Source organism: Streptomyces decoyicus (genome assembly GCF_019880305.1).
Classification (GTDB): domain Bacteria; phylum Actinomycetota; class Actinomycetes; order Streptomycetales; family Streptomycetaceae; genus Streptomyces; species Streptomyces decoyicus.
Genome location: NZ_CP082301.1, coordinates 732,279 through 751,790 on the forward strand (window position 1 = coordinate 732,279; position 19,512 = coordinate 751,790).

Below are 19,512 nucleotides of genomic sequence, written 5' to 3' on the forward strand. Positions count from 1 at the left end.
CGCTGCTCCCTTGGCGCTGCTCCCCGACGGGACGGCGCCGTGGTCAGCCGCCCGTGCCCCGGGAAACCACGCAACCGGGGCGCGGTGGGAACCGGGGAACGGGGCGGCAGGAAACCGTCAGCGGGCGGCAGGAACCGTCAGCGGTCAGCAGTCACAGCAGCTACAACCGTCACAGCAGTCGCAACCATCACAACAGCTGCAGCTGTCGCAGCAGTCGCAGCAATCGCAGTCCCGGCAGCACCCTTCGCGCTTCTTGCGCGACCACGGGCCCTCGTACTCCTCCGCGCAGCAGAGTTGGCAGGTGCAGCACAGCCCGATGGCGACCGCGCAGCCGGCGAAGAAGCCACGGGGCTTCTTCGGCTGGTGCGGGAACTGCGGCATCCCGCCGTCATCACCACCGGAGCCACCACCATGGCCGCCATGACCGCCACCATGACCGCCGCCCGGACCGCCGGGGCCCATCGGACCGCCGTTGTACGGATTCTGGGGCCCGTTCAGATACTGCCCGCCTTGGGCGTACGGGCCACCGGCGGGTACCTGGCCGGGCTGGGGAGGCTGCCCGTATCCGTTCCCGTACGGGTTCCCGCCCTGGCCGTCGTACGGGCCCTGCGCTCCGTGCCCCTGGTGGGAGCAGGCGGCCGTACCGAAGGCACGGTCCACCGACCGGCGCAGTTCGTGCACCAGCAGCACATGCACCAGGGTGGAGTCGGCGAACTCCACATCGCGCAGCGCGAGGCGGATGCCGTGCAGTGCGTCGTCGCACAGCCGGCGGGCCTGCGCGGGGGTGGCACCTGTGGCGGCGAGCGGGTTCCAGGCGCCCTCGGCGGCGTCCGCCGCACGGTCCTCCACGGCGTCGAGAAGATGGGCCAGCCGTCCGAAGAGCCGCCCGGCCTCGGCGAGCGGTGCGGCGTTACCGGGGCGGCCCGCCAGCACCGCGGTGTGGGCGAAGGCCGCGGCGGTCGCCGTCTCGGTCGGTTCGGTGATGACCGTCAGCGGTGTGCCGGGCCCGGCCAACTCCTCGATGCCCAGCTGCCGGTCGACCGCGTCGACGAGTACGGCGGTGTCGAAGCCGACGGTGGCGCCGGTGCGCGCCCCGGCCCGGCCCCATCCCGCGGCGACCTTGCGCGCGGCGGCGGCCACGGGACGGCGGCGCAGCGCTCCGTTCCCGTCGGCGACATGGTCGCGTATCTTCGCCGAGGCGAGTACGAGGGAGACCGATGCCGCGAGGCGGGCGCCCTCCCCCTTTGCCACCGAGGCGGTGCGCATACCCCGCAGCGGGCAGGGCCCCGCGGTGCGGCGGCGGGCCTCCGCGGGACCGGACTGAGCATCCGTCAGCACGGAGATGATCAACCCGTCATAGTTCGTGACGACGCGGGCGAACTGCCCGTGATCGCCGCGCAGCGCGAGACAGAGACCGCACAGATGGGCCATCCACTCCGCTTTGAGTCCTTGTGACAGGCGATGCGTGCATGGCCTGACGATCCCGAACATGTGGAAACCCCCGTAAGACGTCGGCGTGGACCGGCCCGAGCCGGCGCTCGCCGGCAGCGGCAGGAAATCGTACCGATCGCGCCGCTGACCTGGACACACACCCCTTGTGCGATCCCGAAGCGACTGACGTGCCGTCACCTCAACGGTGCCGGAGGGCCGTCGGCCGGGGCCGTGCCCGCGGCGGCCCGCCACCCGCCCCGGGGCGCTCTTCGGCCGCGTCCCGGTGGCGTGGGTCCGTACACCTAGCCCTCACGGTAGTGAGGCGGCCGCTCCGCCGGGGCCAGGGGAAGCACCGGCGGAGCGATCGCGGGCCCAGGTCCACAGGAAGGCCGGGCCAGGCCGGGAATCGGGGAAAATCCCGCGGCACACCCCTATGTACGGACCGCGCCCCGGGATCATTCAGCCGGTTTCCGGATTCGTGGGAGTACGGTGCGCCGACGCGTCAGACCGCACCGGGCTCGGCCGGCCCCGCCCCCGGATGGTGGCGCAGACGCGCGGCGAGGACGGCGACATCGTCCTCGGCGTGCAGGCCGTCGAGGCGGAGCAGAACCTCGTCGAGCACCTCCGTCACGCCCGCCCCGGCAGGCATCCGCACCCCGGCCAGCCGGGCCAGCGAGGCGTCGATGTCTTCGCCGCGCCGCTCGACGAGACCGTCGGTGAACATCAGCAGAGTGTCGGCGGGGGTGAGGGTGCGGGAGACGAGTTCGTAGCCCCCGGCCCCGGTGCCCAGGGGCGGGCCGACGGGGACATCGACGAGGCCGGCGACGCCCTCACGGCTGAAGACCGCCGGAGGGAGGTGGCCCGCGCTGGCGAAGGCGGCGATCCCGCGCGCCGGATCGACCCGGGCCAGCAGACAGGCCGCCGGACGCCGGGACTCGTCCCCGGCCACGGCGGCGTCGAGTTGGCGCAGCACACGGTGCGGCGGCAGATCGGTGGAGGCGATATAGCGGAGGTGGGAGCGGTAGGCGTTCATGTCGACCGCCGCCTCGAGCCCGTGTCCCATGACGTCGCCCATGACCAGCAGGGTGCGCCCGTAGTGGAGCCGCACCGTCTCGAACCAGTCGCCGCCGACCAGGGCGTGGCCGCCGGAGGGCAGATAGCGGGTGGCGAGTTCGAGGTTGGGGTGCGGCCGGCCGGGCTCCGCGAGGAGCGCCCGTTGCAGGTCCATCGCCGTGCCCTGTACAGCGGCATAGCGGCGGGCCTGGGCGAGCTGGACGGCGGCGAGACGTGCCAGGTACTGCGCGGTGGCGGTCTCGTGCGCGGTGAAACTGCCGCCCGCGCGCAGGGCCAGCAGCACACCGTAGTGGCGGTCGTGCGCGACGAGCGGCACCGACAGTGCCCCGGCGGAGCGGCCGCCCGGCAAGGTGGCCGCCGAGGCGACGGGGAGCCCCTCGTCCAGCGCCCGCAGGGCGGCGGCCCCGCCCTCCGGCCCGCCCGCACCCTCGTCAGGGAACCGTGCTTCCAGCACCTTGACCAGGCCCGCCGTCGCCACCCGTCGCAGCGCCGCCGGGGAGGGGGGACGGGTCCCGCTGCCCTCGGTGAGCAGGTCCACCGCGGCGGCGTCACACAGGTGCCGGCACATGAAGCGGGACAGTTCGGCGCACGTGGTCTGCTCGTCCGAAGTGGTGCCGATCTGCTCGGCGGCTTCCTCCATCGTGCGCAGACGGGCCAGTAGGCGTGCATGATCGGCTTCCGGATCCGCATCCGAGCCATCCCGGTTCGACAAGGTCACCTCCAGGGCGCTGCGGCCCGCTTCCGGTGCGGCCCCGGCCATGATCCGCCGCCCCGGCCCCCGGCAGCCTCACGGCCCGCCGCGGCCGGGGCGCCGGTCCTCCGTGCGGCGGAGGCCACGGCCCGTCGGACCCCTCCCGCGGGGGTCAGCTGAGTACGCCCGTGCCCAGCAGGCCGAAGAGGAGTGCGCCGACGAGGATCCGGTAGATCACAAAGGAGTTGAAGGAGTGCTTGGCCACGAACTTCAGCAGCCAGGAGATCGAGGCGTAGGCGACGGCGAAGGAGACGACGGTGCCGATGGCCAGCGGCGCGACGGCGGCGCCGCTGCCGACGGCGTCCTTCAGCTCGTAGATACCGGCTCCGGTGAGGGCCGGGATGCCGAGGAAGAAGGAGAGGCGGGTGGCCGCGACGCGCTCCAGGTCCAGGATCAGGGCGGTGGACATCGTCGCGCCGGAGCGGGAGAAGCCGGGGAAGAGGAGGGCGAGGATCTGGGAGCAGCCGACCCACATGGCGTCCTTGAGCGAGGTGTCGTCCTCACCGCGCTTGTGGCGGCCCATCCGGTCGGCCGCCCACATCACGCCGCTGCCGATGATCAGCGAACCGGCCACCACCCAGAGGGAGGCGAGGGGGCCTTCGATCAGGGGCTTGGCGGCCAGGCCGACGACGACGATCGGGATGGTGGCGTAGATCACCCACCAGGCGAACTTGTAGTCGTGGTGGTAGCGCTCCTCGCGATTGCGCAGTCCACGGAACCACGCGCCGACGATGCGCACGATGTCCTTGAGGAAGTAGACGAGCGCCGCGGCGATCGCGCCGACCTGGATGACGGCCGAGAAGCCGACCACGGTTCTGTCGTCGACGGGGATCCCCATCAGGCCTTCGGCAATCTTGAGGTGGCCGGTGGAGGACACCGGAAGGAACTCCGTCACCCCCTCGACGGCTCCGAGGACGACGGCTTGGCCGATGCTGATCGCGCTCATAATTTCCATTTCTGCGGACGGTGTGGCGTGCGGCGCGGGTGCGCCGCGGTGCGTATGCCTCGGCACACAGGTCGGTGAGCGACTGTACTGGGGGTGCGCCGGCCGGCCGGAAGGGCCTCGCGGGCCGCCGCGGTACCGGCCCGGCCGGTCGGTGGGCGGCCGTCGCGGGGCGCTCGGCCCGGCGAGCCGGGCCGGGGAGACGGGCCGGGGAGACGGCAACTGCCGCGGGCCCGGGTGGCGGAGGGCCACCGGGATTCGGTACGGATGAACACGGCTGAACGGTGCCCGTGACCGGCGACGTATAGACGAACAGGGGGCGGACACCTGGACACCGGGCCATGTCGTCAACCCCACGCCTTGTAGGGTCCTTCACCCGTCCCGCACCCCATCCACATAAGGAGAGCCAGGATGCCGCTTGCCATGACCGTCACGGTTGTTGCCCCCACCACCACAGGGAGAAGGTCCCGGCGGCCCACCGACCACTGGGAGGCCGTGTCGTGACACCTCTTCTCCGCTCCGCCTCCCCGCAGGACATCGCCCGGCCACCCTCCGCCGAACGGCCCGCCGTCGCCGCGCGCTCCCCCGCCGCCGTGGCCAAGCCGGGGCCGCCGGCCCCGGTAAAACCCCGCGACGCGTTCTTCGACAACGCCAAATACCTGGCGATCGTGCTGGTGGCACTGGGCCACGCCTGGGAGCCGCTCTACGCGGGCAGCCGCAGTGCGGCCGCGCTCTACATCTTCGTCTACGCGTTCCATATGCCGGCATTCATCGTCATATCCGGCTATTTCTCCCGCAGTTTCGATATGCGCCGCGACCGGCTACAGCGGCTGGTCACCGGAGTCGCCGTCCCGTTCATCCTCTTCCAGACGGCCTATGCGCTGTTCCGGTACTGGGCCGGCGACATACCGAGCTTCACGGTCGACCTGCTGGACCCGTGGTTCGTCACCTGGTTCCTGGCCGCCCTGTTCATCTGGCGGCTCACCGCACCGCTGTGGCGGATCGTACGGTGGCCGGTGCCCCTGGCCCTCGCGATCGCCCTGGCGGCCTCCGTGTCCCCGGAGATCAGCAGCGACCTGGACATGCAACGGGTCCTGCAATTCCTGCCGTTCTTCGTCCTCGGCATGTGCCTGAAGGCGGAGCACTTCAACCTCGTGCGCTGCTGGGCGGCGCGCATTGCCGCGGTGCCCGTCCTCGCGGCCGCGCTGGCCTTCGCGTACTGGGCCGAGCCGCGCATGAACGACGCATGGTTCTACCACACCGACAGCGCTCAGAAGCTGGGGGTTCCGTGGTGGTGCGGGGTGCTGATGCAACTGGCCATGTTCGGCTGCTCGCTGGTCCTCACGGCCTGTTTCCTGGCCTGGGTGCCGGGCCGCCGGACGTGGTGCACCGTACTCGGCGCCGGCACACTCTACGGCTATCTGCTGCACGCCTTCCTCGCCAAGGCCTCCCGCTGGTGGGACTGGTACGACGCCGACTGGGTCCACACCCCCTGGGGCGCCGTCGCCATCACGCTCCTCGCCGGGGCGATCGTGACGCTGCTGTGCACACCACCGGTCCAACGTGCCCTGCGCTTCGCCATGGAGCCGAAGATGAAGTGGGCCTTCAGAGAGGAACCCTCCCCCGGTGCGCCGCGAGGCCGTGCGACATGACGACACCGGGGCTCGGGTGACCGTGGCCGTTGCCGTGGCGGCGGCAGCACTCCGGCCGCCGCCCGGATCGGCATGCTCGGAGACCGGGAGCCCCACGCCTGCACCCCTGCCTCACCGTCTACACCACGTGTAGACATATTCCGGCGGCACCGCTTCCACCACGGCCCCGATCGCCCTGCCGGATAGCATCAGTACTGTGGGCATGGCTCATACGCGCGGTGGTGGCTCACCTTGGGCCGGTCGAATGCTTGACGTGACGTGATCGGAAGTGCCTGCGAGATGGCCAGCAGCCGTATGAGCCCAGGCCACCCGGACCCGGCAGAGGCACCGATCATGGATCCAGCTGCGGCGGCACCGCCACCCCCGACCGGAATCAGCCTGCGCCAGCTGCTGTTGTCGCTGGGCGATCCCCTGGTGGAGCTACAGGCCGCGCCCGCCGGACTGGACGTGGAGATCCGCAGCGTCGCGCTGCTGGACCCGGAGGATCCGCCGATCACCCGCCCCGGTGAGCTGGTCCTCGCGATAGGGGCACGCGGCCGCGCCGCATTCCCCGCGCTGCGGGCCGGCGGGCGCGACGGAGCCGCCGCCGTCGCGGTCAAGCTGGACACTCCCGGACAGGCCGAGGCGCTCAGTGCGACCGCTGCCGAGGCGGGCATCGCGCTGCTGTCCGTACGGAGCGAGGCGCGCTGGGAGCAGGTGGACGCGCTGGCCCGCGCGGCGCTGGAGAGCCTGCCGCGGGGGCGCCCCGGCGAGGGGCCCGAGGAGGGCGACCTCTTCTCGCTCGCCCAGACCACCGCGATCCTCACCGGCGGCATCGTCAGCATCGAGGACACCGCCAACCGCGTACTGGCCTACTCCCGCTCCGCCGACTCCGACGAGGTCGACGATCTGCGGCGGCTGTCCATCCTGGGCTGGCAGGGCCCGGAGGCCTATCTGGCGCGGCTGCGGAAGTGGGGCGTGTTCCAGCGGCTGCGCGCCTCCGACGAGGTGATCCGGATCGAGGCCCACGCCGAGCTGGGCATCCGCCGCCGGCTCGCGGTGGCCATCCGGTCCGGCGAACGGCAGCTGGGCACCATCTGGGTGCAGGAGGGCTCGGCGCCGCTGACCGAGCAGTCGGACCAGGCGCTGCTGGGCGCGGCCCGGGTCGCCGCGCTCCACCTCGTACGCCGCCGCCGCGAGCTCTCCGCGGACCTGACACTGACCCGTACGCTCGCGGCCGGGCTGCTGGAAGGCAGCACCGGACCCCAGCCGCTGGCCGGCCATCTGGCCCTGGACGCGGGCCGCCCGGCCGCCGTCCTGGGCTTCTCGTACGGGGCCACCGAGGCCACCCTGCCGGAGCTGACCCGCGCCGAGGTCAGCAACCTGATCTCGGTGCACACCGCCGCCCGGCACCGCAGCGCCCTGGTCACCCAGATCGACTCGCGGATCTATGTGCTGCTGCCGCAGCTGCCGCGCAGCATCGACGCCGGCACGCTGCGCGGCTGGGGGCAGGCGATCACCGAGGCCGCCCGACGGCACCTGGGCCTGTCGTTGCGCGGGTCCGTCGGCTGCATCGTGCCGGGGCTCGGAGAGGTTCCCGAATCGCGCCGGGAGGCGGACCGGATCCTCGACGCCATGGTGGGCGCCGGCGTCACCACCACGGTCGCCGCGCTGCCGGACATCCAGGCCGAGGTGCTCGTCAGCGAAGTGCTGACGCTGCTCTCCGCGCACCCCGAGATGCGCGACCCCCGGCTGACCGCTCTGGTCACTCACGACAGCCGCAGCCAGGGGCAGTTGGCCGAGTCCGTGCTCGCCTATCTGAACTCGTTCGGCGATGTCCGGGCGGCCGCCGCAGAACTGCATGTGCACCCCAACACGCTGCGCTACCGGATCCGCCGGGCCGAGGAGTTGACCGGTCTCGATCTCAGCCGTCCGGATCAGCGGCTGCTGGCCATGCTCCAGCTGCGGCTGCCGCCCGCCCCCTGAGCCGGAGCGCGGCGCCCGACGGTGCGGCCGCCGGACCTCATCGGCCGAGGGCACGGCGTCCCCCTGCCGTCTCGCCGTGGACCAACGGCGGCCCGGACCGCACGCACCGCCGTTGGTCCACGATTCTCCTAAACTGGGCGATATTGCTCCATTGAGCTGACGGGCTGGCGATGATGACATCGGAGAATGCCCTGCCGGGCGGGTCGGACCGCGCTTGGGACATGGCGCAGTCCGCGACGGCCGAAGTGGACGGACAGGGGCTGGTCGTGGCCTGGACCCGGGCGGCGGAGCGGCTGCTCGGCTATCCGGCCGAGGAGGTCCTCCACCGGCCCGCGGCGGAGCTGCTGGCGATGCCCGGCGACGAGGCCCGGGTGGCCGCCGTGGCCCGGTGGTGCCGGTCGGGGGACGGCTGGGGCGGATCGGTGGCGGCGCGCCACCGCGACGGCCGGGATCTCCAGCTGGCGGTGCAGGTCACGCCCCTGCTCGACGGCTCCGCCCACGAACGGTGGTCCGTCCTCGCCCTGGAGGAGTGGCGGCTGCCGGGCGGCGGTGTGAACCAGCTGATGCTCGAACCGTTCCTGGCGCATGCGCCGGTCGGCATGGCGGTACTGGACACCGGTCTGCGCTACGTCTGGGTGAACGACGTACTGGAGCGCCTGGTCCCCCTCGACCGGCGGCTGGGGAAGAGGGTGACGAAGGTGCTGCCGAAGCTGGAGGCCGAGGCGTTCGAGGAGCGGATGCAGCGGGTCCTGAAGAGCGGGGATCCGGTGCTGGACTACGAATTCCGCAGCCCCACCTACGCGGACCCCCACCAGGAGCGCGCCTACTCGGCGTCCTTCTTCGTGCTGGAGGACCCCCGGGGCCGTCGTATCGGCGTCTGGTACATGGTCATCGACGTCACCGAACGCTGGCGGGCCCAGGAGCGCCTGGCCCTGCTGAACGACGCCAGCGTGCGTATCGGCAGCACGCTGGACGTCACCCGCACCGCCCAGGAGCTGGCCGATGTCGCCGTGCCGGCGCTCGCCGACTTCGTCGCCGTCGACCTGCTGGATTCGGTCCTGAGGGGTGCGGAGCCGGTCCCCGGGCCGGTCGACAGCACCCCCACCATGCGCCGCTCCGGTCAGCAGTCGGTCCACGAGGGCTGCCCGGAGGCCGGCCTGGCCGTCGGGGAAGCCGTCCAGCGTTCCCCGTCGTCGCCCATCGCCCGCTGTCTGCTCACGGGCGAGTCCCTGGTGGAGCCGGTCCTGGACTTCGCCACCAGCTCCTGGGTCACCGAGGACCCGGTCCGCGCCGCCGTGATCCGCGCCTTCGGATTCCGCTCGGTGATGGTGGCACCGGTACAGGCCCGGGGCATCACCCTGGGCGCGGCGACCTTCTTCCGCTCCCGCCGTCTGGGGCCCTTCGTGGCGGACGACGTCCAGCTCGCCGAAGAGCTCGTCGCCCGGGCCGCGGTGTGTGTCGACAACGCGCGCCGCTTCACCCGCGAGCACACCGCGGCCCGGGTCATGCAGCAGAACCTGCTGCCGCACGAGCTGACCGGCGGATCCGCGCTGGAGGTGGCGTCGTGGTACTTCCCGGCGGATGCCCCCAGCGGTGTGGGCGGCGACTGGTTCGATGTGATCCCGCTGTCCGGGGCGCGGGTCGCCCTGGTCGTCGGGGACGTGGTCGGACACGGCATCAACGCCGCGGCCACCATGGGGCGGCTGCGTACCGCCGTACGCACCCTGGCCAACCTGGATCTGCCGCCCGATGAGCTGCTGGCCCGGCTGGACGACCTGGTCATCGGCCTGGTGAAGACGCACCGCACCGATCCGCCGGCGGACGCCGGGAATCCGAGCGTGGCCTCGACGTTCATGGGGGCCACCTGCCTGTACGCCGTGTACGACCCGGTCAGCAGGCGGTGCAGCATGGCGCGGGCCAGTCATCTGCCACCGCTGATCGTCGGCCCCGGCGGTGCGGTGGAGTGCCCCGACGTGCCTGCCGGACCGCCGCTCGGCCTCGGGACGCTGCCCTTTGAATCCGTTGAACTGGAACTGGCCGAGGGCAGTCTGATCGCGCTCTACACCAACGGGCTGATCGAGACCTGCGACCGGGACATCGGTGTCGGGCTGTCCCGGCTGAGCGGCGCCCTCGCGGTGCCCGGCCGGACGCTCAAGGAGGTCGGCGGGAATGTGGTCAAGGCTCTGATGACCGGCCCGCCGTCCGATGACGCCGCGCTGCTCCTCGCCCGGACGCACGCCCTGGACGCGCATCAGGTCGCCTCCTGGGACCTGTCCACCGACCCGGCCGTGGTCGGCAGCGCCCGCGCCCTGGCCGGCCGGCAGCTGTCGGAGTGGGGCCTTGACGAGCTGCTGTTCACCACGGAGCTGATCGTCAGCGAACTGGTCACCAACGCCATCCGCCACGGCACCGGTCCGATCACCCTGCGCCTGATCCGGCAGGACGCCCTGATCTGCGAGGTCTCCGACGCCAGCAGCACCTCGCCGCGGCTGCGCCACGCCCGGACCACCGACGAGGGCGGGCGCGGGCTGTTCATCGTCGCGCAGCTCACCCGGCGGTGGGGCACCCGCTACACACCGATCGGCAAGATCATCTGGACCGAGCAGAGCATGCCGTCCGACACCGGCCCCTCCGACGGAGCGGACTGAGCCCGGATCGTACGAGGACCGGGCGGACGCCTCCGGGGCACCGGCCTCAGCCCGCCCCGAGCACGCTCCGGACGCTGTCGCGCTCGCCCCCGCCGGGCACATGGCCGCAGTCGTCCCCGGCCGCGACGGGCCGGCCGACGAGGCCGCGTCCCGGCAGGTCGACATAGTCGCAGTCGGTGTCGGCCACGACGCGCCGAGGCGACGCACCGGACGGGCAGGCCGTCAGATGGGCGGTCACATAGGCCGCGCTGGTCCTGGTGATATCGCGGGTCAGCCCGAGGGGAAGCAGCGAGCGGGTCCCGGCGATCGCCTCGTCCTCCCCGGCGCGCAGCACCACCCGGATGTCCGGGGCCACACCGTGGGCGGCGACCGCGACGGCGATGTTGTCCAGTTCATGGGAGCCGACGGCGGCGAGCGCCCGCGCCCGCCCCAGCCCGAGCCGCGCGAGCACCGCCCGGTCCTCACCGTGCGCCAGCACCACGGGTATCCCCATCGACCGGGCGAGGCGCAGATTCGGAGCGGCGGGCTCGCGCTCGACGCCGACGACCGGGACCCCCAGCTGACGCAGCGTCTGGCACAGCCGCAGCCCCACCTGCCCCAGCCCCACCACGATGACGTGACCGGACCGGGGCAGCACCCGCGGTCCCAGGACGCCGACCAGCCGGGGGCCGAACAGCCGGTCGACGATGCCCGCGGTCAGCAGCGCGGTGAATCCCACCGTCACCAGCATCGCGACCGCGGACACCACCTCGTACACGGGGTGGCCGGGGTGCGGCACGGCCGGCCCCACCCCGGCGACGACCCGGGCGGCTTCCAGGAAGGCGGTACTGACCGGCTCGTGGAACACACCGACCAGCCACACCCAGTCCGCCACCAGTACGGCCACGATGCCCAGCAGCCCGATGAGCAGCAGGCGGGCGTCCGCGTCATGCGGCTGCAACTGTCCCCGCAGCCGTCCGAGCAGCGCGCGCCGCCGGGCGCCCGTACTCGCCCGCCACGCCGTCTCCTCCAGCCGGCGGTCCGGCCGCCGGACCGCCACGGCGCCGTGCCCGTCGTGCCATACGGCCAGGGCGTCGGGGTCCACACACAGGCCGGCCAGCGTCGGCGCCAGGAGGTCGGCGGGCGAGACGGGCACACAGTGGGCCAGCAGCAGCCGGAGCTGCTGTGCCACGGTGCGGTCGAAGACGGTGACGACGATCCGGACGGTGTCGCAGACATGCCGTACGGCAAGGGCATAGCGCAGCGCGGACAGATCGTCGCCCACCAGGACGGCCACCCCGGCCGGCCGCGCGGCGAGGGCCCGCCGGAGGTCCTGGTCGTCCGGTGCGGCGAGGTGGTCGACCGGATGCCCGCTCTCCCCCAGGGAGGCGCAGACCCGGCGCGCCAGCGTCGTGGCCCCGATCACGACCATCCCGGCGTCCTGGCGTACCGGGCCCGTGGCCGGATTCAGCCCGGCTGCTTCGGCCTCGTCCACCGGACGCTCCGGCGGATCCGCCACCGCGGCGTCACCCCTTCCGTCACCTGGTGTTGCCTCCCCCGCCCCGGTGCCGTCGCCCGCCACTGATGGTGTGGGCGGCGGAGCGTGCCCCGGGGCGGTACGGGTCTGTCGGGCGGAGGGAAGGGTGGCCATGGAGTCCCCTTGCTCGTCGGCCGGTGAACTGGCCGGACTCACGCTAGGGCGCACACGGCTTGAGGCATCTGTCGCGGTGACCAAGGGTTCGCCGACGCCGTTGTCCGCCCGCACCAGCAGCCGCCCGGACGCCTGCCGGCACGGGCTCGAATAGCAGCCACCGGACCTCCGCCACCTTCCTTTCCTCGGAACGCGAGCCCTTTTTCCGCCAATCTTCATTGGCCGGACGAACAGCTCTCGGAGGGGAATTTGTCCTCTCTCACAAATACGCCACCGCGCACCGCCACATACGCTTACGCAAATCCCAATCCGGACGTGATGCGGCTCACCTCTCACGAGGAGGCGGGCCACAGCGCGGAGGCGCGATCAGCGCTCCCCCACCCGCGCAACGGCATCCGAAGGCAACGGCCCGCTCGCCGTGCCTTCGCACCTCGTCAGGGCCATGATCGCCGCCTGCCGGCCCCGGCCCCCACGTGCGTCCGGCCACCGAGGCGATCCCAGCAGTCACCACATGCATGACCCCTCCAACCCTCAATGGATGTCGAGATGACTACACCTCCCCCCAGCCCCGTGGCCGCTCCGCCCGCACCGCCCGGGAACGGGCAGGCTCCGGAGCAGTCAGGGCTTCAGTCGGGCCTCAAGAACCGCCATCTGTCCATGATCGCCGTGGGTGGGGTCATCGGCGCCGGTCTCTTCGTGGGCTCCGCCTCCGGTATCACCGCGGCCGGCCCCGGCATCCTGCTGTCGTACGCCCTGGTGGGCGCGCTGGTCGTCTTCGTGATGCGGATGCTCGGTGAGATGGCGGCCGCCAACCCGACCTCCGGTTCGTTCTCCGCCTACGCGGACCGGGCGCTCGGCCGCTGGGCCGGTTTCTCCATCGGCTGGCTGTACTGGTTCTTCTGGGTCGTGGTGCTCGCCGTGGAGGCGACCGCCGGTGCGGCGATCCTCACCGGCTGGGTCCCGGCCGTCCCGCAGTGGGCCTGGGCGCTGATCGTGATGGTCGTCCTGACCGCCACCAACCTCGCCTCCGTCGCCTCGTTCGGCGAGTTCGAGTTCTGGTTCGCGGGCATCAAGGTCGTCGCCATCGCGGCCTTCATCGTCCTCGGCGGTCTGGCGATCTTCGGTGTACTGCCCGGCTCCGACAACGCGGCAACCGGCTTCGCCAACCTCACCTCCCATGGCGGCTTCCTGCCGAACGGGCCCAGCGCGATCCTCACCGGCGTGCTGATGGTCGTCTTCTCCTTCATGGGCAGCGAGATCGTCACCCTCGCCGCCGGTGAGTCCGAGGACCCGCAGCGCGCGGTCACCAAGGCCACCAAGAGCGTCATCTGGCGAGTCGGCATCTTCTACCTCGGCTCGATCCTCCTCGTCGTCTCCCTGCTGCCGTGGAACGACCCCTCGATAGCCAAGAAGGGCTCGTACGTCGCGGCCCTCGACTCCATCGGCATCCCGCACGCCGGCCAGATCATGAACGTCATCGTGCTGACCGCCGTGCTCTCCTGCCTGAACTCCGGCCTCTACACCGCCTCCCGGATGGCCTTCTCCCTCGGCCAGCGCCGTGACGCTCCGAAGGCCTTCGCCCGGACGAACTCGCGCGGCGTCCCGCAGGCCGCGATCCTCGCCTCGGTCCTCTTCGGCTTCATCGCGGTCGGCTTCAACTACCTGTGGCCGGACACCGTCTTCCAGTTCCTGCTGAACTCGTCGGGCGCGGTCGCGCTCTTCGTCTGGCTGGTCATCTGCTTCTCGCAGCTGCGGATGCGCGGGATCATCCTGCGCGAGAACCCCGACAAGCTGGTCGTCCGGATGTGGCTGTTCCCGTACCTGACCTGGGCGACGATCGCGATGATCTCGTTCGTGCTGGTCTACATGCTCACCGACGACAGCGAGGGCGGCGGCCGCATCCAGGTGTTGCTGTCGGTGCTCCTCGCCGTGCTGGTGGTCGCGATCTCCCTGGTCCGCGACCGGCTCGGCCGCAACACCGCCGAGAAGACGGCCGTCACCTCCCGCTGACCGGAGGACCTGCCGAACGGCTACCGAACGGTGTGCCGTACGGTCGGCGGTGTGCCCTGCACCGCTGGCCGTACGGCACACCGGCATCATGACCGCCCGACCAGCGCGCACTGCTCCGCACCTGCGCCCACGAGCCCACCACCGGAAGGCCGCCGAACAACATGCCCGTCTTCAGACGCCGCAAAGGCAGCCTTCCCCGCCTGGTGCCCGAGCTCGATGACATCACCCTGGGCCGGGTCCGGCGACGGGTCGAGACATGCTGGTCCCGCGGTTCCCTGGACACCGCCGTCATGGCCCTGATGGCGGATGTGATCGACGAGGCCGGCCAGGACTGGGACCGCAAGGCCCACCGCCTGGCGGTGCTCGCCGGGTCCGCCGGGCGGTCGCTGCCCGGTATCTGGCGGCAGCACAGCCCCAAGGACCACGGAGCCTTGCTGCTGCACGCCTGGTCGGACCTGATCCAGGCCCGGCAGCAGGAATCCGCCGTCGATCTGCACGCCACCCGCGAGACCTGCCGGCTGGCGGCCGAGCTGCTCCCCGCCGACCCCACGCCGTGGACCCTGTACCTGGCCACGCTGCGCCTGGAGCGGAGCCCCTCCACCGAGCTGGCAGCGATCTGGCGAGAGATCAAGGCCCGCGATCCGTGGAACCGTGAGGCGCACCTCCAGGCCCTGGGCTATCTGTCGCCGGACGAGTGCGGCTCCAGCGCCCTGGTGCTGGATCTGCTCGACGGTGTCCGCTCCCTGATGCCGCCCGATGCCCCGGCCGCCGGTCTGGAGCTCACCGCGCTCGTCCACGGCCATCAGCGAGCGGTCGCCGGGGGCGGGATGACGGCCCTGGGCGCCGGCGAGATCTGGCGGCGCCCCGACGCCGCCAGGGCCCTCGACCAGGCCGCGCATTACTGGCCGAGCCCGGGGTTCCTCCACCACGCGGCGGCCCTGGCCGATCTCAACCTGCTGGCCTACGCCCTGCTCAAGGCCGGCCGGACGGCCGAGGCCGGAACCGTACTGCACGCCACCGGAGGCGTGGCGACCCCCTGGCCATGGGGCATGGACGGCGAGCCGCTGGAGCGGTTCTCGCACTTCCACGGCCGTTATGCGAACGGTGACGACGACGGTGGCGCGGGGCGTGCCACTTCCCGGCGGCGCTGACGGCCGGAGCGGGCCGACCGGCGAACGGGCCGCGCCCCTGGGGCGTGTGTGCGAGGGCCGGAGCGTGTGTGCGATGAGATAGCCGTAACGGGTGGTTTTGTCGCCTCTTGCGGCGGATCGGGAGTGTCCCGACACCTTCCAGGGGATTTCCTCCTCGAAGAGGGTTGGGAGATGCGCATGCGCAACACCGTCAGCACAGGCCGCGCCGCGGCAACTGGCGGCTGGCGCGTGCTGGTGTTCGTCGCGTTACTGGCCCTGCTGCACGCCGCACTCACCCCGAGCACCCCCCATGGCCCGGCCCCCGATGCCCACGGCTGCCCGCCCCGGGCCGACGCTCCCGCCGAACCGGGCCCGGCCGCGGCGCCCTGTCTCTCCGCGGGGCCGGTGCTGGCGTCGACCGGAGGCGGCGGAAAGCACCCCGGCAGCGGCATCCGTCGCCTGTGCGACGCGTCGGCCTGTCATCTGCGCCATCAGGTCCCGACCGGGTCCGGTGGCAAGGCTCTGGGGGACTCCCCCGTCGAGCAGACCATCACCGCGTCCAAGGACGTGTCTTCCGGGGCCGCCGTCACGACCGCCGCCCCCGCATCGCCACCACGCGTGGCCGTCCTGCGCTGCTGAGCCGCCCCGGCCGCCTTCGCCCACCCCACCCCGCCACGGGGCCGTGGGGCGATCGTGGCCTGCCGTCATCAGCTCTCGGCACTTCCACCGCAGGAGATTCGGCATGCCCCTCGACGTCTTTGCCGCTCTTGGCGCGCTCGTCCGCGCCGAGCTCGCACGCAACAGGCCGCAGCCCCCGCGCTCACCCGCCGACGAGGCCGTCCCGCAGCGGCCGGCCATTCCGGCGCCCCCGCCGCCGACCGAGCCGCCCCCGACCGAGCCGCCGCCGGCCACCGCCGCGACCCCGCCCCCCGCCCGCCCGGGCCTGTTCGCCAGGATGATCCGGAAGCTGGCCGCGCTCTTCAGGTAGGCGGATCCGCCCTGTCGCACGGCCCGGCCACCCGCGGCCCGACCGTGACCGGGGCACGCCCGTATGGCGAGGCCTCCGGAGCGGCGCCGACGGGCCCCGCCGCACCGTTTGTCGGTCTCTCCGGTGGGCGCCATCCTGGGGACATGGCCCCCGTTGCAGGCCCGGACCCGGTGTCCGGCTGGGTCGTCCGGCGTCCTGGCCCGATCGACTCCGGGCCGCTGGCCTCCGTCCGCCGTCCCGCTCCCGAGCCCGGCCCCGGTGACCTGCTGCTCGCGGTGGAGGCCTGCGGGGTGTGCCGTACGGATCTGCATCTGGCGGAGGGCGATCTGCCCCCGCACCGGCCGTCGACCGTACCGGGCCATGAGATCGTCGGCCGCGTGGTCGCCACCGGCGAGGCGGTGACGGTGTTCCGCACCGGCGACCGGGCCGGCGGGGCCTGGCTGCGCAGCACCTGCGGCAGCTGCCGGTATTGCCGTGCGGGCCACGAGAACCTCTGCCCGGCGTCCCTGTACACCGGCTGGGACGCCGACGGCGGATTCGCCGGTGCCGCCCTCGTCCCCGCGGACTATGCCTACCCGCTCCCGGACGCCCAGGACGCCACGCTGCTGGCGCCGCTGCTGTGCGCCGGGATCATCGGCTACCGCGCGCTGCGCCGCAGCGCACTGCCTTCCGGCGGCAGGCTCGGGATCTACGGCTTCGGCGCCTCGGCGCATCTGGCCGCGCAGGTCGCACTGGCCGAAGGCGCGACCGTGCATGTGCTGACCCGGTCCGCGCGTGCCCGTCAACTCGCCCTCGATCTGGGCGCATCGTCGGCCGGCGGCGCCTACGACCGCCCTCCCGAACCGCTGGACTCGGCGATTCTCTTCGCGCCGGTGGGCGATCTGGTGCCGGTGGCGCTCGAGGCCCTCGACCGCTCGGGCACACTCGCCGTTGCCGGTATCCATCTCACCGACATCCCCCCGCTCCACTATCAGCGCCATCTCTTCCGCGAGCGGAATCTGCGCAGCGTGACCGCCAACACCCGCCAGGACGGCCGTGAGTTCCTGGCCACCGCGGCGCGGATCGGTATCCGGGTCACCGTCAGCCCCTACCCGTTGAGCCGCGCGCCGCAGGCGCTCGCGGACCTGGCCGCCGACCGGGTGGAGGGGGCAGCCGTACTGACACCGGGCTGACCGGCGCGACGGCGGCCGTCGCGTCGTCCTGGCCGTCGAGCCGTCACGCCACGGACGGAAAGCGCGGGCAGTGCGGGAAGTACAGGAAATGCGGAAGTCAATCCCGGTGCACCGGCTGACTCCTTTCAGGTACTCGCACCCCTTGCGTTCGTCACGGATAGTAGTCAATTGACTACGTTGTGCTGCCGTTCGACAAGGGGAGACCAGATGACCGTCCACGAGATCGCGGCCGGAGCCGCATGCGGGACCGAGGTGGGCCAGGGGGATGCCCGCTACGAGGCCCTCCGGAGAGGATTCAACCAGCGGTTCATCGCGACACCTGACTATGTGTCAGTGGTCAGCTCGACGCGCGAGGCCGTCGCCGCGCTCAACAAGTATCTGGCGAGCCACCGTTCCGACGAGGATCTCCATCGGCGGATCACGGTCCGGTCGGGCGGCCACTGCTACGAGAACTTCGTCTGCGGCGACGACGTGGGCGTCATCCTCGACCTCGCGCAGATGGACCGGGCCTACTTGGACCAGCAGATGGGCGCGTACTGCGTGGAGTCCGGGGCGAACAACTGGCATGTCGCCACCCACCTCTACGCGCCCTTCGGCGTGGCGCTGCCCGGCGGCTCCTGCTACTCGGTCGGCGCCGGCGGCCATGTGGCCGGCGGTGGCTACGGCCTGCTGTCCCGTCAGCACGGCCTCACCGTCGACTACCTCTACGCGGTGGAGGTCGTCGTCGTCCGCGACGGACAGCATGCCGAGGTCGTGATCGCGCGCCGTGACGCGCCCGAGCAGGAGCTGCGGGATCTGTGGTGGGCCCATACCGGCGGGGGCGGCGGCAATTTCGGCATCGTCACCAGGTATTGGTTCAAGGGGCTGCCCAAGCCCCCGTCCGAGGTCCTGCTGCATGCCGTGGCCTGGCCGTGGGAGGACCTCAAGGACCACCCGGACCGCTTCAAGTCGCTGGTGCGGAACTACGGGCTGTTCTTCGAGTACGAGAACACCCCGGAACTCCCGGCGTCCCTCCGACGCGACTACAGCGACATGTTCACCCTGCTGAAGCTGAACCAACGCGCCAACGGCAAGATCGGGCTGATCACCCAGCTCGACGCCACGAGGCCGGACAGTGTGGAACGGCTGGATGCCTTCCTGGAGTGGCTCACCCAGGATCTGGGCGTCGAACCCACCCCGCTGGACCGGCGCATGGGCGAGCATGCGCCCATGGGCGGTCTGCATGTGCCGACCCGGCTGCCGTGGCTCACCGCCACCCAGACGCTCAACGGCTCCGGCGACAACCAGTGCGGCAAATACAAGTCGGCGTATATGACGCGCGGTTTCACCGAACCGCAGCTCGACGCCATCTTCACCCATCTGTCGTGCAAGGACTACAGCAACCCGCAGGCGCTGCTCCAGGTCGACTCCTACGGCGCCGCGATCAACCTCCCCGACAGTGCCGAGACCGCGGTCTACCAACGCAGCTCCGTGCTGAAGCTCCAGTACCAGACGTACTGGAGCTGGCAGAAGGACTCCAACGACGACGGTGTCGCCGACTACCAGGACGCCGACATCGATCCCTCGATCGCGGCACCGCACCTGCGCTGGATCCGCGAGTTCTACCGCGATGTCTACAAGGACACCGGCGGGGTGCCGGTGCTGTCGCCGACCACCGCCCCGGCCGGGGAGCAGCCGGCGCCGGTGACCGACGGGTGCTACATCAACTACCCCGACACCGACCTCGACGACCCCGAGTGGAACCGCTCCGGCCAGCCCGCGCACCGCCTGTACTACGGCGACAACTACGCACGCCTCCAGGCGGTCAAGGACTACTGGGACCCGCGCAATGTGTTCCGGCACGCCCAGTCCATCCGGCCGGTCACCCGCTGATCCGTACCTCGCCGCCCCTCAGGGACGATCCGTCCGAGCCGCGGCCGTGGAGGTCTGCCCTGGTCACACACCGTGATCCGCTCACCGACTCGCTCCCGCCTCCCTGCGTGCCGCACCATGGAGAGGAGGCCGTGAATGACGACATATCCGGTGAGGCGGTGGCGGGGTGGACGCTCTGGCCCCCGAGGGCGGACACGGCGACCGTGGCTTACGACGACGGCTTCCGGCATACGGAGGCGGTGCAGG

Annotated in this window: 13 protein-coding genes; 9 read left to right on the top strand and 4 right to left on the bottom strand. The window is 72.0% G+C overall.

Features of this window, described 5'->3' with window-relative positions:
- Positions 1-144 precede the first annotated feature (144 nt).
- The 3 genes from K7C20_RS03030 to K7C20_RS03040 form a co-directional block, all read right to left on the bottom strand.
- On the bottom strand, positions 145-1,491 hold the full coding sequence (locus K7C20_RS03030) for a DUF5685 family protein (protein WP_053209038.1): 1,347 nt from the start codon (positions 1,489-1,491) through the stop codon (positions 145-147).
- A 442-nt stretch (positions 1,492-1,933) separates the two neighbouring features.
- Positions 1,934-3,145 carry a PP2C family protein-serine/threonine phosphatase gene (locus tag K7C20_RS03035; RefSeq protein ID WP_048828812.1) on the bottom strand — a complete coding sequence of 404 codons (1,212 nt, stop codon included), beginning with the start codon at positions 3,143-3,145 and terminating at the stop codon, positions 1,934-1,936.
- Positions 3,146-3,368: 223 nt separating this feature from the next.
- Positions 3,369-4,202 (bottom strand): undecaprenyl-diphosphate phosphatase, encoded by an 834-nt coding sequence (locus tag K7C20_RS03040; RefSeq protein ID WP_030076622.1) that lies wholly within the window; start codon positions 4,200-4,202, stop codon positions 3,369-3,371.
- Between the two features lie 497 nt (positions 4,203-4,699).
- On the opposite strand from K7C20_RS03040, the gene K7C20_RS03045 reads away from it, so the two are divergent.
- From K7C20_RS03045 to K7C20_RS03055, 3 genes are all read left to right on the top strand, one after another.
- Positions 4,700-5,851 carry an acyltransferase family protein gene (locus K7C20_RS03045; RefSeq protein WP_030076624.1) on the top strand — a complete coding sequence of 384 codons (1,152 nt, stop codon included), beginning with the start codon at positions 4,700-4,702 and terminating at the stop codon, positions 5,849-5,851.
- 333 nt (positions 5,852-6,184) lie between these two features.
- Positions 6,185-7,816 (top strand): helix-turn-helix domain-containing protein, encoded by a 1,632-nt coding sequence (locus K7C20_RS03050; protein ID WP_053209039.1) that lies wholly within the window; start codon positions 6,185-6,187, stop codon positions 7,814-7,816.
- A 170-nt stretch (positions 7,817-7,986) separates the two neighbouring features.
- Positions 7,987-10,464, top strand: coding sequence for a SpoIIE family protein phosphatase (locus tag K7C20_RS03055; RefSeq protein WP_030076630.1), 2,478 nt, complete (start codon positions 7,987-7,989; stop codon positions 10,462-10,464).
- A gap of 46 nt (positions 10,465-10,510) precedes the next feature.
- Here K7C20_RS03055 and K7C20_RS03060 read toward each other — a convergent pair whose 3' ends face one another.
- A complete protein-coding gene (locus tag K7C20_RS03060) occupies positions 10,511-11,962 on the bottom strand; it encodes an NAD-binding protein (protein WP_246655288.1) in 1,452 nt (483 codons plus the stop codon).
- Between the two features lie 678 nt (positions 11,963-12,640).
- On the opposite strand from K7C20_RS03060, the gene K7C20_RS03065 reads away from it, so the two are divergent.
- The 6 genes from K7C20_RS03065 to K7C20_RS03090 all read left to right on the top strand — a co-directional run bounded on the left by K7C20_RS03065 (position 12,641) and on the right by K7C20_RS03090 (position 19,266).
- A complete protein-coding gene (locus tag K7C20_RS03065) occupies positions 12,641-14,104 on the top strand; it encodes an amino acid permease (RefSeq protein ID WP_053209096.1) in 1,464 nt (487 codons plus the stop codon).
- Between the two features lie 203 nt (positions 14,105-14,307).
- Complete coding sequence (locus tag K7C20_RS03070; protein ID WP_245171068.1) at positions 14,308-15,255, top strand: hypothetical protein; 948 nt, start codon at positions 14,308-14,310, stop codon at positions 15,253-15,255.
- Between the two features lie 177 nt (positions 15,256-15,432).
- The gene (locus K7C20_RS03075; RefSeq protein WP_053209097.1) at positions 15,433-15,873 is read left to right on the top strand and encodes a hypothetical protein; all 441 of its coding nucleotides are present in this window, start codon (positions 15,433-15,435) and stop codon (positions 15,871-15,873) included.
- 103 nt (positions 15,874-15,976) lie between these two features.
- Positions 15,977-16,222 carry a hypothetical protein gene (locus K7C20_RS03080; RefSeq protein WP_053209040.1) on the top strand — a complete coding sequence of 82 codons (246 nt, stop codon included), beginning with the start codon at positions 15,977-15,979 and terminating at the stop codon, positions 16,220-16,222.
- Between the two features lie 143 nt (positions 16,223-16,365).
- Positions 16,366-17,394 carry a zinc-dependent alcohol dehydrogenase family protein gene (locus tag K7C20_RS03085; protein WP_053209041.1) on the top strand — a complete coding sequence of 343 codons (1,029 nt, stop codon included), beginning with the start codon at positions 16,366-16,368 and terminating at the stop codon, positions 17,392-17,394.
- Positions 17,395-17,601: 207 nt separating this feature from the next.
- Positions 17,602-19,266, top strand: coding sequence for an FAD-dependent oxidoreductase (locus K7C20_RS03090; protein ID WP_048828797.1), 1,665 nt, complete (start codon positions 17,602-17,604; stop codon positions 19,264-19,266).
- Positions 19,267-19,512: the final 246 nt, after the last annotated feature.